12 protein-coding genes are annotated in these 14,882 nt (G+C 69.4%); 3 read left to right on the top strand and 9 right to left on the bottom strand.

The annotated features are described in order from the left end of the window. Positions 1–78 precede the first annotated feature (78 nt). Positions 79–414, top strand: coding sequence for a methylated-DNA--[protein]-cysteine S-methyltransferase (locus HSX43_RS19260; protein ID WP_179381773.1), 336 nt, complete (start codon positions 79–81; stop codon positions 412–414). Positions 415–441: 27 nt separating this feature from the next. Here the strand turns inward: HSX43_RS19260 and HSX43_RS19255 are convergent, their stop codons facing one another. Then, entirely contained in the window at positions 442–1,608 is a 1,167-nt protein-coding gene (locus tag HSX43_RS19255; RefSeq protein ID WP_179381772.1) for an N-acetylmuramoyl-L-alanine amidase family protein, read from the bottom strand. Next, complete coding sequence (locus HSX43_RS19250) at positions 1,605–2,753, bottom strand: pyridoxal phosphate-dependent aminotransferase (protein WP_179381771.1); 1,149 nt, start codon at positions 2,751–2,753, stop codon at positions 1,605–1,607. Before HSX43_RS19250 ends, HSX43_RS19255 begins: the two co-directional genes overlap by 4 nt. A gap of 84 nt (positions 2,754–2,837) precedes the next feature. Here HSX43_RS19250 and HSX43_RS19245 point away from each other — a divergent pair, with 84 nt between their 5' ends. Continuing rightward, the gene (locus tag HSX43_RS19245; protein ID WP_179381770.1) at positions 2,838–4,136 is read left to right on the top strand and encodes a M48 family metalloprotease; all 1,299 of its coding nucleotides are present in this window, start codon (positions 2,838–2,840) and stop codon (positions 4,134–4,136) included. 51 nt (positions 4,137–4,187) lie between these two features. On the opposite strand, the gene HSX43_RS19240 is transcribed toward HSX43_RS19245, so the two are convergent. From HSX43_RS19240 to purQ, 6 genes are all read right to left on the bottom strand, one after another. Beyond that, positions 4,188–7,073 carry an Rne/Rng family ribonuclease gene (locus HSX43_RS19240; protein ID WP_179381769.1) on the bottom strand — a complete coding sequence of 962 codons (2,886 nt, stop codon included), beginning with the start codon at positions 7,071–7,073 and terminating at the stop codon, positions 4,188–4,190. 401 nt (positions 7,074–7,474) lie between these two features. Further along, entirely contained in the window at positions 7,475–8,293 is an 819-nt protein-coding gene (locus HSX43_RS19235) for an endonuclease/exonuclease/phosphatase family protein (protein ID WP_179381768.1), read from the bottom strand. A 91-nt stretch (positions 8,294–8,384) separates the two neighbouring features. Next, positions 8,385–9,149, bottom strand: coding sequence for an alpha/beta fold hydrolase (locus HSX43_RS19230; RefSeq protein ID WP_179381767.1), 765 nt, complete (start codon positions 9,147–9,149; stop codon positions 8,385–8,387). A gap of 123 nt (positions 9,150–9,272) precedes the next feature. After that, a complete protein-coding gene (locus HSX43_RS19225) occupies positions 9,273–10,607 on the bottom strand; it encodes a sigma-54-dependent transcriptional regulator (RefSeq protein WP_179381766.1) in 1,335 nt (444 codons plus the stop codon). 9 nt (positions 10,608–10,616) lie between these two features. Further along, positions 10,617–12,398, bottom strand: coding sequence for a sensor histidine kinase (locus tag HSX43_RS19220; RefSeq protein WP_179381765.1), 1,782 nt, complete (start codon positions 12,396–12,398; stop codon positions 10,617–10,619). Between the two features lie 49 nt (positions 12,399–12,447). After that, positions 12,448–13,116, bottom strand: coding sequence for a phosphoribosylformylglycinamidine synthase subunit PurQ (gene purQ, locus HSX43_RS19215; RefSeq protein WP_179381764.1), 669 nt, complete (start codon positions 13,114–13,116; stop codon positions 12,448–12,450). 310 nt (positions 13,117–13,426) lie between these two features. Here purQ and HSX43_RS19210 point away from each other — a divergent pair, with 310 nt between their 5' ends. Continuing rightward, entirely contained in the window at positions 13,427–13,648 is a 222-nt protein-coding gene (locus HSX43_RS19210) for a hypothetical protein (RefSeq protein WP_179381762.1), read from the top strand. Positions 13,649–13,776: 128 nt separating this feature from the next. Here HSX43_RS19210 and HSX43_RS19205 read toward each other — a convergent pair whose 3' ends face one another. Then, a complete protein-coding gene (locus tag HSX43_RS19205; RefSeq protein WP_179381763.1) occupies positions 13,777–14,814 on the bottom strand; it encodes an alcohol dehydrogenase catalytic domain-containing protein in 1,038 nt (345 codons plus the stop codon). Positions 14,815–14,882: the final 68 nt, after the last annotated feature.

Here is a 14,882-nt window from a genome sequence, read left to right as displayed (position 1 = left end):
TCGCCTTGAACGCGGCCGCGTGCCGCTTCCTCTTCGCCATCTCGTCCGTCTCCTTCTCGAAGACCAAGATGACCTCAGATCGTAGCTCCCGTCAGCGTCCAATTTCCAGGGAGCACCTCACTCGCGCTGTCGGGCACGGAGTTTCAGACCGCCGTCTGGCGGTGGCTTGCCTCGATCCCGTTCGGAGAGACGCGCAGCTACGGCCAGATGGCCGAGGCCCTCGGGCGTCCGGGTGCGAGCCGGGCCGTCGGCGCGGCGAACGGGGCCAATCCGCTCCCGATCATCCTGCCCTGTCACCGCGTCGTCGGGTCGTCGGGCAAGCTGACCGGCTTCGGAGGCGGGCTGCCGACGAAGGAATTCCTGCTGCGCCATGAAGGGGCCCTTCCGGCTGAGGACCAGCTGCGCCTCATCTGAGCGCATCATCCACGGGTGCCAACGGCGCTACCGCCGGAGGCGCAGCGCTTCGGCCGCGTCGGCTTCCGCCCAGGCCTCGATCCCGTCGGCGATCGCCACGGCCATGCGCGAGCGCCAGTCGACCGAGGCGATGTTGTCGAGATCGCGGGGGTTCGACATGAAGCCGAGTTCGAGCAGCACCGAAGGAATGTCCGGTGCCTTCAGCACGGTGAACTTGCCGCCGAGGCGCGGCCGCTTGTGCAACCGGATAGCCGCTCCGTTCAGCCCGCCGACCAGCGCATCGGCCAGCGCGTTCGCGCGCGGCGCGGTCTCGGCGCGGGCCAGCTCCACGAGGATGCGCGCGATCTCGTCGCCCGCCTCGACGTCCTCGACCCCGAGGAGCAGATCGTCGCGCGCGTGCCGCTGCGCGATTTCGGCCGCGAGCGCCGAGTCGTTGCCGGGCGAGAGCGTGTAGACCGTCGCGCCCTCGGCCCCGCCCCCCGCGACCGCATCGGCATGCAGCGAGATCATCAGGTCCGCGCCGGCCGCCCGCGCCACGGTCGACCGCCCGCGCAGGCCGACGAATTCGTCGCCTTCCCGCGTCAGCACGACGTCGTGCCCCCGCCGCGTGAGCACCTCGGACAGCTCCCGCGCGAAGCGCAGCATCAGCGCCGCCTCGGTCAGGCCGTTGCGCTCCGCCCCCGGGTCGACACCGCCGTGCCCCGGGTCGAGCGCCACGACGAGCGGGCGGTCCCCGGTCTGGCGGGGGCGCGGGGTCGTCGGCACCTCCTCGGGCGGGGCGGCCTCCCACGTCTGCGGGTTGAGCGGGCCCGTCGGCCCCGCCCCCTCCTCGAGCTCCACCGTGATCGTCGTCCCGTCGCCGGTCTCCATCCAGGCCTGCGAAACCTGCATCGGACCCGGCAACTCCACCATCAGCCGCGACCAGCCGGCACGGATGCGCCCCGCGCGCCAGTCGGTCTCGACCACGACGGCGGTCGGATCGGCGGAGGACCAGTCGACCTCCGACGTGTCGAGCACCAGCCGCCAGGGATCGGCCTCCACGAAGACGCGCCAAGGCACCGGCTGCGACAAGACGACGGCCAGCCTGTCCTCCTCCGCCCGGATGGCCTCCACCGTGGCGCGGGCGTTGAACTCCTGCGCGGCGGCAACCGTGCCGGCGCACATCGCGAAAAGGAACAGCAGCGCCCGGATCATCGCGCGTCCATGAAGGTCTTGAGGCGGGCCAGCCCCTCCTCGATATCCGCGCTGGCCCGCGCGTAGCTGAAGCGCAAGGTGCCCGCGCCGCGATCCGGGTCGAAGTCGAGCCCGGGGGTCACGGCGACTCCAGCCTTTTCAAGTATTTCCGACGCGAAGCTCAGGCTGTTGTCGGTCAGATCCGACACGTCGGCATAGACATAGAAGGCACCATCGGGCGGCGCGATGCGATGGAACCCGGCCTTCGGCAGCCCGTCGAGCATCAGCGCGCGGTTGCGGGCATAGACCGCCCGGTTCGCCTCCAGCTCCGCGCTGGCGTCGAGCGCGTGGAGCGCAGCGACCTGGCTCGCGTGCGGAGCACAGATGAACATGTTCTGCGCGAGCCGCTCGATCGTGCGCAGATCGCGCTCCGGCACGACCATCCAGCCGATGCGCCAGCCGGTCATGGAAAAATACTTGCTGAAGGAGTTGATGACGTAGACGTCGTCGGACACCTCGAGCGCGCTCACGGCCGGGGCGTCGTAGTGGAGACCGTGATAGATCTCGTCCGAGACGAAGGCCGCGCCCTGCCCGTGGCACGCTTCGATCAGCCCGGCCATCGACGCGCGGTCGAGCATCGTGCCCGTCGGGTTGGCCGGCGAGGCCACGATGAGCCCGTCGAGCGCCGGCAGGTCGCCGGCCAGAGGTTGGAACCGGTCCTCGGCGCGGGTCTCGATGCCCACGACGTCGAGCGAGAGCGCCTTCAGGATCTGCCGGTAGGAGGGATAGCATGGCAGGCCGAGGCCCACGCGGTCGCCCGCGTCGAAGAGCGCGGTAAAGGCCAGCAGGAACGCCGCCGAAGACCCGGCGGTGACCACCACGCGGTTCGGATCGAGGTCGAGGCCGTACCAATCGGCATAAAGCCGGGCGATCCGCGCGCGCAACTCGGGCAGGCCGAGCGCGACCGTGTAGCCAAGCGGCCCCGCCTCCATCGCCTCTGCGAGCGCAGCCCGGGCCGCCGCCGGCGCGGGCGTCCCCGGCTGGCCCACTTCCATGTGGATGATGCTGCGCCCGGCCACTTCCAGACGGCGGGCCTGCTCCATCACGTCCATCACGATGAACGGATCGACCTGGCTGCGGTCCGAGACCCGCCTTGCACCTGCCATCTGCGCCTCCGATAGTGTTTTCACGGTCATGGCCCGGACGCCCCGGCCCGTCAATGATGCCCCGCCGCCACCCGGAGAGCCGCGATGTTCCGCAGATTGTTCACCGCCACCCTCGCCCTTCTCCTGAGCGCCGCGCAGGCGCTGTCGCAGGGGCTGATCCGCGACGCCGAGATCGAGCACGCGTTGCGCCAGGTCGCGCAGCCCATCCTGCAGCAGGCCGGCCTGTCAGGATCGGTGCGCATCTACGTCATCGACGACGACCGGATGAATGCATTCGTCGGCAACGCGCGGGCGATCTTCATTCACTCCGGTCTGCTCCTGCGGCTCGAGTCGGCGGATCAATTGCAAGCCGTGCTGGCCCACGAGGCCGCGCATATCGCCAATGGTCACCTTACCCGCCGCCCTGTCGCCGCGCGACAGGCGGCGACGGCCGCGCGCCTCGGTCTCGTGCTCTCGGTCGCGGCGGCCGCGGCCGGCGGAAGCCGCGCGGGCCTCGGAGTAGCCGCGGGCACGGCCTCGGCCGCGCAGCGCTCGCTCTTCGCACATACCCGCGCGGAGGAGGCGAGCGCCGACCAGTCCTCCCTACGTTACATGGCAGCCGCCGGCACCGACCCGAAGGCCGCGCGCGAGGTGCTGGAGCTTTTCCGGGGGCAGGAGTTCCTCTCGGTCGGGCGGCAGGACCCCTATGCGCAGACCCATCCCCTGACCCGCGACCGGATCCGCGCGGTCGAGGGCTTCGCCGCGGCCGTCACGCCGCGCGCGACCGACCGGCGGGCCGTCGACTACTGGTATGCCCGCGCGACGGGCAAGCTGTCGGCCTTCCTGCGGGCCCCGCGCTGGACGCTGCGCCGCATCGGGCGGGAGAACGACGAGATCTCGGTGCTCCGCCGGTCCATCGCGGAACATCGCAAGGCCAACCTGAACGGCGCGCTCGGCGCGATCGACAGCCTGATCGCCGCGCGCCCGAACGATGCCTATTACCACGAGCTGCGCGGGCAGTTCCTGCTCGAAGCGGGACAGGCGGCCGCGGCCGCCGCAAGCTATCGCCGCGCAGCGCAGATCGCACCGCGCGAGCCGCTGATCCAGGCCGGGCTCGGTCGCGCGATGATGGCCGCCGGGCAGACGGGCGAGGCCTTGCGCGTGCTGGAGCGGGCGCGTGCGAACGACCCTTACGACCCGGCCATGCTGCGCGATCTTGCCACCGCCTACGCGCGGCAGGGGAACGCCGGGCTCGCCTCGGTGGCGACGGCGGAGCGCTATGCGGTGCTCGGGCGGCTCGACGATGCGGCGATCCACGCGCAGCGGGCCTCCGGGCTTCTGCCCGAGGGGTCCTCCGGCTGGCTTCGGGCGCAGGACATCCTTGCCACCGCGCCCCGCCGCTGAACGCGAAAGGGCACCCCGCGGGGTGCCCTTCGATCTCGATCTTCCTGCCGGTCAGCTCCCGAAGGACCACCAGCCCTTGCGCTTCGGCTTGGCCGGAGCCTCCTCCTGCGTCTCGGCCGCGGGTTCCGCCGGTGCCTCGGTGGCCGGCGCTTCGGCGACGGGCTCGGCCGATGCGGCCTCCGCGGGGGCCTCGCCGGTGGCCTCCTCGGCCGCCGCCGCGGCCTCTGCCACAGCGTCAGACGGGCCGGAGGTCGGCGCGGGGGCCTTGGCCCGGGCGCGCGGGCGCGACGTCTTGGCCTTCGCTTTCGGCGCATCCTCTTCGGCCGGAGCCTCTTCCGTAGCCTCGGCCGGCTTGGCCTCGGCGTCCTCCGCTTTCTCCTCGGCGGGTTTCTTCGAGCGCGCGCGGCTGCGCGAAGTCTTCGGCTTCGGAGCGTCCTCCTCGGCGGCATCGGGGGCCGGAGCCGCCTCGGCCGTCGTCTCCGGGGCACCATCCTGCGGCGGCACGTCGGGGTCCGCGGCGTTTTCGGCCTCGGCATCGCTGTCATCGCGCTCCGACGCCTGCGGCGTCTCGCCCTGCTGGTTCTCGCCCCCACCGGACTTCTTGCGACGCGACCGGCGGCGACGCTTCTTCTTCGGGCGCTCCTCCTCCGAGGTGGTCTCGGCGGTCTCCTCGACCTCCTCGGCATCGGCCTCGACGACGTCGTCATCCGGCGTCCAGGAGGTATCCATGCCCACGACCGTCTTGGCCTTGGGGATGACCCTTGTGGCCGTCTTGAACTTCTCCAGCGTGAAGTTCGGCGCAACCATCAGCGGGTCGGCCACCACGCGAACCGCCATTTCGTAACGCGTCTCGATCGAGGCGAGATGCTCCCGCTTCTCGTTCATCAGGTAGTTGCAGACGTCGACCGGGACCGTGAGCTTCACCTCGCGGCTGCGCTTCTTCACGGCCTCCTCCTCGATCGCGCGCAGGATCGAAAGCGCGACCGAATCGTCGGACCGGATGAGGCCGGTGCCGTGGCAGTGCGGGCATTCCTGTGTCGTCGCCTCGAGCATGCCGGGGCGCAGCCGCTGCCGCGACATTTCCAGAAGGCCGAAGCCCGAGATGCGGCCCACCTGGATGCGCGCCCGGTCGTTCTTGAGCGCGTCCTTCAGGCACTTCTCGACGGCGGCGTTGTTCTTGCGCTCGTCCATGTCGATGAAGTCGATCACTATCAGGCCCGCGAGGTCGCGCAGCTTGGCCTGCCGCGCCACTTCGGCGGCGGCCTCGAGGTTGGTCTTGAGCGCCGTCTCCTCGATCGAGCCTTCCTTGGTGGACTTGCCCGAGTTCACGTCGACGGCGACGAGCGCCTCGGTGATGCCGATGACGATGTAGCCGCCCGACTTCAGCTGGACCGTCGGGTTGAACATCCCCGCAAGATAGCTCTCGACGCCGTGCTTCGCGAAGAGCGGCTGCCCACCGCCGGGGTGCTGCTTCACGTTCTTCGAGTGGGACGGCATGATCAGCTTCATGTAGTCCTTGGCGTCGCGGTACCCGGCTTCGCCCTCGACGATGACCTCGTCGATGTCGCGGTTGTAGAGGTCGCGAATCGAGCGGTGGATGAGGTTGCCCTCTTCGTAGATCGGCGCGGGCGCGATCGACTTCAGGGTCAGTTCGCGCACCTGCTCCCACTGGCGCTGGAGGTATTCGTAGTCGCGCTTGATCTCGGTTTTCGTGCGCTTCGCCCCGGCGGTACGCACGATGAGGCCCGCGCCCTGCGGCACTTCGATCTCCTGGGCGATGGCCTTGAGCTTCTTGCGGTCGGTCGCGTTGGTGATCTTGCGGCTGATCCCGCCGCCCCGGGCGGTATTGGGCATCAGCACGCAGTAGCGCCCGGCCAGCGACAGATAGGTCGTGAGCGCCGCGCCCTTGTTGCCGCGCTCTTCCTTGACGACTTGCACCAGCATGATCTGGCGGACCTTCACGACCTCCTGGATCTTGTACTTGCGCGCCTTGGGGCGCGGCGGACGGGGCGGACGGATCTCCTCCTCGGTGTCGTCGTCGGCGACGGTCTCGACGTTCGCGTCCTTGTCGGCGGGCTCGGCCTTCTTCGAGCGGCTGCGCGAGCGCGAGCGGCTGCGCTTGGGCTTCTCGGCCGGGGTGTCTTCGGTGACCTCCTGCGCGGCCTCGGCGGAGGCCTCTTCGCTTTCGCCACCGTCCAGATCGACGGTCTCCATGCCGGCGGGCTCGGCCGGGGCGGCCTCTTCGGCGGGCTCCGCAACCTCCGAGCGCACTTCCTCGTCCTCGAGGCCCGCGCTCTCGGCGATGGTCGTTACCGGGCCGTCTTCGTCACCGTCGCCGGAGGTCTGCGCGCCGGTTTCGTCCGTGCCACTCTGGCCGTCCGTCTGCTGCGCGGCTTCCGACATTTCGGCGGCCCCGCCGGCGACGACGCCGTCCGAAGAGGCTTCATCAGCCACGATCGCGGCCTTCGCGGAGGCTTCCGTGTCGGTGGCTTCGCCATCGGTGGTTTCGGCATTCGCCTTCTTCGACCGGCTGCGCGTGCGCGACCGGGTCCGGGGCTTCTTCGGGGCCTCCTCGGCATCGTCCTCGGATGCCTCGGCCTTCTCCTGCGGGGCTTCGGCAGCCTCGTCCGCGGCGGCCAGAGCCTCGGCATAGGCCCGCTCCTCGGCCAGGATCGCATCGCGGTCCGCCTTGGGGATCTGGTAGTAGTCCGGGTGGATTTCCGAGAATGCGAGGAAGCCGTGGCGGTTGCCGCCATAGTCCACGAAAGCCGCCTGCAGCGACGGTTCGACCCGCGTCACCTTCGCCAGATAGATGTTGCCCGCAAGCTGCCGCTTGTTCAGGCTCTCGAAATCAAATTCCTCGACCTTGTTCCCGTCTGCCACCACGACCCGGGTCTCTTCCGGGTGGGTGGCGTCGATCAGCATTTTCTTCGCCATTTAACTTTCCACGACGGTCGCGACCCGCCCCCGGGGGGGCGCGCCGCGACTGTCCTTGTGCTGGGGCGCGCGCAGGCACGACGGCGGCGGGGCGGCCAAGCCGCTTCCCGCCGATCGCTATCCTGTCCTGCGTCATCGCGCGTCTACTCCGACCCGACGCGCCGCGACTGGCGGCGGCCCGAGTCCAATCAAAGCCCGGAGGTGTGGTCCGGGCAGCTCTGCCGAAGGCGGGTGGGCCTTCGTAAACTTCCCCCGATGCGTGGCCTTCATGCGAGGCCGGGAATGCACGGGAAAGAATCTCACCGGTCGCCACGCCCGAGCATCCGCGCGCAGCTCCGTGTGTTCTATCTGTTACATTTCCCTGCCGAATACAATCGCCAATGCGGCCGGCGGACCCCCGCTCATTCGCCCAGGCCGACCTCGAGGATGAGCGGACGGTGGTCGGAGAGCAGCGGCTCGGCCGGAGCCGTGAACCCCTGCACGTCGACCGCCGCGTTGACCAGCATGTAGTCGGCGAAGCGCACCGGCTTCTGGTAGAGTTCGGTGCGCGTATCCTCGATCCCGTGCGCCGTCACGAGATCGCGCAAACCACCCTCGCCCAGGATGTCGAAGGTCTCGGACCCGGGCAGGACGTTGAAGTCGCCGCCAAGGACGACCCCCTCGCCCTGCCCCGCGAGCCCCTCGACGAGCGCGAGCGCGCGCTTGGCCTGTCGGGCGCGTGCGGGCGTGTCCCCCTTCCCCTCGGGATCACGCAGCCCGTGGAAATGTCCAACGACCAGCGACTGGCCCGACAGAGGCTCCTCGATGCGCATGACCTGCATCGTGCGCGGCACCGGCTCCTCGCCCCAGCCGTCGCGGCGGAAGCGGCCGTGGACGAAACCCTGAATCCGCTCGGTCACCGCCAGATGCGGCGCGACCCAGCAGGCGATGCCGTGCTCGGACTTCCAGTCGCGCCCGTTCGTGTCGGTCAGGGGTCCGCGCGCCGCGGCGGCGAACCAGGGCTGATGCGACGGCAGCGCCTTCGAGACGTCGGCGAAGAGGTCGCTGCGCTGATCGAGTTGCCTATAGGCATCCCGGTAGCTGAGCCAGGGCGGGGCCCGCAGCGGCGCGCGCGTCACCTCCTGGAGGCAGACGACGTCGGGGCGCTCGACGGCCAGCCACCGGTCGAGCGCCGGCCAGCAGCGTCCGCCCCAGGCGTTCAGGCTGACGATCCGAAGCATGGCTCCCCTTTCCGGCCGGCGCGATACGGTTGCGCCAAGACGTCCATTCCGCGCCCCGATTGGCAAGGGCCGACGCCGGATTGCCGGCGGCTCAGGCGGGTTTGAGCGCGGCGGGAAGCGGACGCTCGTCGAGCCAGGCCGACACGGTCTCGGCGAAGAGGTCGAGTTCGACCGCGGGCCAGCCGTGACCGCCCGGCGCGAGCAGGCCGCGTGCGTCCGGCACGTCCCGCGCGATCCGGGCCACGCTTTCGCGGATGTCCGGCATTTCCCGGTCGCCGGCGAGCGCTGTCACCGGCCGCTCGAGCCCCGGCAGCCGGTCGCGCACGTCGAACCGCGCCGCAAGCGCCCCCACGCGCCGCAGCGTCGGCACGTCACAGGGCGACTCCGGCCCGGGGGCCCAGGAGCCGCTCTCCCCGATGCCGAGCGCACGGAAGGACCGGACCCGCATGAAGCGCGTCGTCATCACCGGCGAGATCAGGTACATGAACGGGATCAGCCACCAGGCCCCCTTGAGCGGACCGACCTGAAACCCGTTGAGGAGCGCGGCCGAGACCAGATCGGGGTGCCGCAGAGTGAGCATCATTCCCGTATAGGCTCCCATCGAATAGCCGACGACGGGGATCGGTGTCGGGACGCCCCCCTCCCGCATCAGGTGCGCGAGCGCATCCGCGCTCTTCCCGTAATCCTCCAGGGGTATCTCCCGACTTTCGCCGAAGCCCGGCAGGTCGGGGCAATGGGCCGCCACGCCAGGAATGCGCGCGACCGTGTCGGCCCAGGCAAGGCCGGCGGCGTTGCCGGGGTGGAGAAACAGGACGGGACGTCCCGACGGATCGCCAAGAACGCGATTGTGCAGCATGAAATGGCCTCTCAAAATCGAATTGCGCTTGAAATACCGCGAAAGGCTCCGATGGTCGTTCGACCCCGGACCCTTCCATCGCCCGCGCCCGTCATCTCGGGCAGCGGGGCGCACTGATGAACATCAAAGGTAGTTCGAGCGGCTCAATCCGTATTTGGCCATCTTCTCGTTCAGCGTCCGTCGCGGCAGCGACAATTCCTCCATCACGCTCGCGATTGAGCCGCGGTGGCGGCGCATGGTGTTGTCGATGAGCATGCGCTCGAAGGCCTCCACGTATTCCTTGAGCGGTTTGCCCTCGGTCGTGACCTGCACGGTCTCCCCCTGCTCCTGCGTGTCCGACATCAGGAGCGAGGCGATGGAGCCGGTGCCGCGTCGCTGCTGCAGCACCGCGCGCTCTGCGAGGTTGATGAGCTGGCGCACGTTGCCGGGCCACGGGGCCTGCAGCAGTTGCGCCGCCTCCTGCGCGGAAAGCTGCGGCGGGGTCGCGCCGTACTCCTCACCGAAGCTCTCGGCGAAATGGGTGAAGAGCGTCAGCACGTCCTCGCCCCGGTTACGCAGCGGCGGCAGCACGAGCTTCATCGCCGCCAACCGGAAAAAGAGATCCGGGCGCAGCGAATCCTCGAGCGACTTCTCGGGGTCCGAGCCGTTGTGGATGGCGACGATGCGCGTCTCCGCGGGCGTGCCCTGGTCGTTGATGAACGTCAGCAGCTTGGCCTGCAGAGCCAGCGGCAGCGCCTCGATGTCCTCGAGCACGAGCGTCCCGCCCCGTGCCTCCTCGATGAGCGGCAAGCCGCCCTCGGTGACCGGGCCGAAGAGCTTCGCGCCCAGTTCCTCCTCGCCCATCGCGGCGCAGGAGGCGAGCGCGAAGGTCTTGCCCTGCCGCGGCCCGACCGCGTGGAGCGCGTGCGCCACGAGCGTCTTTCCCGTCCCCGTCTCGCCGTCGATCAGCACATGCGTGTCAGCCTGGCCCAGGTCGAGAATATCCTCGCGCAGCCGTTCCATCGCCGGGCTCGTCCCGATGAGCTTGCGCATCAGCACCGTGCCGTCCGAGAGCTCCCGCCGCAGGGCCCGGTTGTCGAGCGTAAGCTTGCGCGCCTGCGCCGCGCGTCGGGCAAGGTCGGTCATACGATCTGGGTTGAACGGCTTCTCCATGAAGTCGTAGGCCCCGAGCTGCATAGCCTCGACCGCCATGGGCACGTCGCCGTGCCCGGTGATCATGATGACCGGCAGCGACGAATCCTGGCTCATCAGACGCTTTAGGAACACCATCCCGTCCATGCCGGGCATACGGATATCGGTGATGACGACCCCGGGATATTCGGGTGTGATCTTCTTCAGGGCTTCCTCGGCGCTGCCGTAGGTTTCGGTCGAGAACCCCGAAAGGGCCAGCCACTGGCTGATCGACTGGCGCATGTCCTGCTCGTCGTCGACGATGGCGATCCGTGTCTGCTCGGCCATGTGATTTCCTTATTCCGCTGCGTCTTGCGCCATTTCTATGGATGGAAGCCGGACTTCAAAGACTGCTCCGCCGTCGGCTGCATTTCGCGCGGTCAACCGCCCACCGAGGTCATTGACGATACCCGAACTGATCGCAAGGCCAAGCCCCACGCCCTCGCCCGGGCGCTTGGTGGTGTAGAAGGGCTCGAACAGCTTCTCCGGATCCTTGAGCCCGTGCCCCGTGTCGCGGACCGCGAGAACCACCTCTTCTCCAACCGTCAGAAGGATGTCGAGTTCCCTGTGATCGCATTCGCGCATGGCGTCGAGCGCGTTGCGCACGAGGTTGATGATGACCTGTTCGAGCCGCAGCCGGTCGCAGAGCGCCATGACCGGCGTGTCCGGGATCGCCTGGCTCAGCTGCACCTTCTCCTGACGCAGCTGGGGCTCCATGAGCGTCAGCGCGGCCGACAGCGCCTGACGGACGTCGATCGGCTCGAAGGCATCGCCGCCCTTGCGGGCATAGGATTTCAACTGACGGGTGATCGCCCCCATCCGGTCGATCAGGTCGTCGATCCGCTGGAACGACGACAGCGCCTCGTCCGCCCGTCGCCGTTGCAGAAGCAACCGCGCGCCCGCGAGATAGGTCTTCATCGCGGCGAGCGGCTGGTTGAGCTCATGGCTGACCGCGGCCGACATCTCGCCGAGCGCGGCCAGCTTGGAGGATTGCGCCAGGCTCTGCTCGGTTTCCTTCAGTTCCTCCTGCACGCGCTTGCGCTCGGCGATCTCGCTAGAGAGCCGGTGGTTCAGCCGCCGCAGCTGCAGCGACTCGCGCTGGAAGAGGACGGAGCGGAGGGTCGAGCGGCGGTTCAGCAGGTAGAAGCCGAGCGCGAGAAGGAGCGCGAAGCCGGTGATGATGAGCGCCAGCACGCCGTTCACACGTTCGCGCACGCTCTCGTAGCTCGTGAAGCTGACGAGGCTCCAGCCCCGGAACGGCACGCGCGTCTCGAGCTGGATGAGAGCATTGCCCGCGAGATAGCTGTCGTCGCCGTCCCCGCCGAAGGGGCTGGCCGATTGCAGGGCGCGCTCGAGCGCCGACGGCACCGAGGTCGCGGCGAGCGCGTTGTCGAGCGACCGCCCGCGCCAGCGCGGCTCCGTCGTCAGGATGACGGTGCCCGAGGCATCCGTCACGGCGACCGCCGCCGTGGTGCCGCGCCAGCGACTTTCGAACTGCGACAGGTTCACCTGCACCTGAAGCACGCCCAGAAGGTTCGCCCCGTCGCGCACGATCCGACTGAAGCTCGCCTCGTAGGCCCCTGTTTCCGTTGGAAAGATGGTGAAGACCGTATCCGTCGTTCCAACCGCCTCGGTGAAGAAGGGGCTGTTGCGATGGAGGGAGCCCAACTGCTCCCGGTCCGTGGCCGCGACCGTGCGGCCATCCATGTCCATCAGCCGGATCGAGGCCGCCCCGATCTCGTCGACATAGGAGATGAGCCGCTGGCTCGAGGTCGAGAAGTCCTGCGCCTTGAGCGCCGAGATCAGGGTCGGATCGCGGGTCAGAAGGATCGGAACGACGGAGTTGCGCTGCAACTCCGACAGGATCGCCCCGCCGTAGAGCGCCTGGCGCAACTCGGCACGCTGGCGCGTCGTCTCGACCAGCCGTTCGGTCAGCAGAACGTTCACCACGTAGATCGCGACGCCCGCCGCGAGGATCATCAGTACGATCAGCGCGCGAACGGTCCAGGGCAGCCGCAGCTTTACCGTCTCGGTGCCGTCTCCCGTCGGGGAGTCGTTTTTCGGGGAACGCCAGAACATTCCGTAATTTACCGCTCCGACGGGCCCGTCTCAAGCGCGGTGAGAGGGCTCAGGCGGAGACAAGCGCAGCGGCGACGCCGGCGAACAGCGCGGCACCGTCGGTGCCCCCGTGCAAGGGATCGGCCGCGCGTTCCGGATGGGGCATCATGCCGAGCACCCGGCGATTCGGCGACAGCACGCCCGCGATCCCGTCGGTGGCTCCGTTCGGCGTCGCAACATACCGGAATGCCACGAGGTTTTCACCGTTGAGACGCGCGATCGTCTCGTCGTCGGCCGTGTAGTTCCCTTCATGGTGGGCGATGGGAACGTCGATCACCTGCCCCCTGTCGTAGCGCGACGTGAAGGCGCTTTCGGTCTCTTCCACGCGCAGGCCGACCGTCCTGCAGATGTACTTCAGCCCCGCGTTGCGCAGGAGCGCGCCGGGCAGCATCCCGGCCTCCGTCAGGATCTGGAAGCCGTTGCAGGGCGCGAAGACGAACCCGCCGCGATCCGCGTGCGCTTTCAGGGCCGCCGCGATCGGAGAGCGGGCCGCGATCGCGCCGCAGCGAAGATAGTCGCCATAGGAAAACCCGCCCGGCACCCCGACGAGATCGACGTCCGCGGGCAGCTCGGTTTCCTTGTGCCAGACCATCGCGGTCTCGAAACCGGCGGCACGGAAGGCGATCGCCAGGTCGCGGTCACAGTTGGACCCTGGGAAGACGAGGACGGCGGCTTTCATGGGCGAACTCTACGGTTTGGACGGACCTCGGAGCCCCTTTTCCACATTTCGGACGGGATCGCCAGACGGGACTGAAACGCCGGGCACTCGAGTCGTCCGGCGGTCCTCCGCCGATGGACCGGAGCGGCCCGGCGCGCGGTGATCCGCGCAGTCATCGGATAACAGGCCGGACCCCCTCCGCCGACATCGCATAGCGGCCAGCCCCTGCCCTAACTCCGTGGCAGTCGCAGCGAGGGGGCAACGAACGCCGCCCGCAGCGCCGATCGCAAACACGCGCCGCCCCGGCGGCCTCCCCAACCGGAGACACACCATGAAACTCCTTCTCCCCCTCGTCGCCTCCGCGGCTCTCCTTTCGGCCTGTTCGCAGCATGGCGGAATCATCGACAGCGACCTCGAGCGCGGCCTCGTCGGCGCGGCCGTCGGCTACGGCGCGGCCAAGGCCGTCAACGGCAACGGCGACCGCGGTGCCATCGTCGGCGGTCTCGCCGGCATCTTCTGCGACGACGCGGGCGTCTGCCGCCGCGGCTACTGACCGAACGCGGGGGCGGTCCGGGGGGGCCGGCCCCGCCCCGGTCGGGCCCTGCAACCCGGCCGGGACAATCCCCACCGCGGACCGCGCCGCCCGCTGCAACTTGGGCGCAGGCCGGGCGGCGCGGCACTCTAGCGTGTGAAATCGGTGATCACGGCCACACCCGGCGGTGTCGGCCCGTTGAAGGCCGCGAGCTCCGCCGAGGCCTCCGACAAGGCGACCTCGCGCGCGATGAGCGGACCCATGTCGACCTTGCCCGAGGTGATGAGCCCGAGGAGCGACGGATAGCGCCAGGACGGCATCCCCCGCGTCCCGTAGAGCGCGAGGTTGCCCTGGTAGACGGCGCTCATGTCGACCTCCATCCGCGCGGTGTGCCCGACGGGCATTCCCACCTGCACGTGCCGCCCGAGGGGCCGCAGGCATTGCAGCGAGGCGTTGACTGTGACCGGAAAGCCGAGCGCCTCGACGCTGACGTGGGCCCCGCCGCCGGTGATCTCCCGGATTTGCGCAGCCGTGTCGTCGGAGGCCAGGACGGCGGCGTCGATGCCGAGCGACAGCGCGTGGTCGAGCTTCTCCTGCACGATGTCGACGACGACGACATGCGCCCCGAGTGCCCGGCCCAGAAGCGCCGCAGAGAGGCCGATGCCGCCGGTCCCGTGAACGGCGAGCCATTCGCCGGCGTCGAGCGCGGCGCGCCCGGTGAGCGCGTGCCAGGCCGTCGTCACCCGGCAGCCCAGGCCGGCGGCAACGGTGGGCGAGAGCGTCTCGGGCAGGCGTGCGAGGTTGTGGTCACGCGGGACGGCCACGTATTCGGCAAAGGCACCCGGTTCGATGAATCCAGGCAGCCGCTGATCGAGGCAGGTGTTCTGCGCCCCGGCACGGCACTGCGGACAGCTGCCGCAGGCGAGGATGAAGGGCGCGACGAGCCGGTCGCCCACGGCGAACTGCGCGTCCGGTCCGGCCTCCACGACCTCGCCGCAGTATTCGTGCCCCCCGATCTGGCCCGGCTTCACCCGCGGATGCTCCCCCACCCAGCCATGCCAGTCCGAGCGGCAGACGCCGCAGGCGATGGTCTGCAGGACGACGCCGTCGGGCGGGCACGCGGGCTCGGGCACCTTGAGGTGCTCCCTGGAAATTGGACGCTGACGGGAGCTACGATCTGAGGTCATCTTGGTCTTCGAGAAGGAGACGGACGAGATGGCGAAGAGGAAGCGGCACGCGGCCGCGTTCAAGGCGA

Source organism: Jannaschia marina, from assembly GCF_013404595.1.
GTDB lineage: Bacteria > Pseudomonadota > Alphaproteobacteria > Rhodobacterales > Rhodobacteraceae > Jannaschia > Jannaschia marina.
Note: the sequence above shows the minus strand (reverse complement) of the source record. Positions and strands in the feature narration are given on the sequence as shown.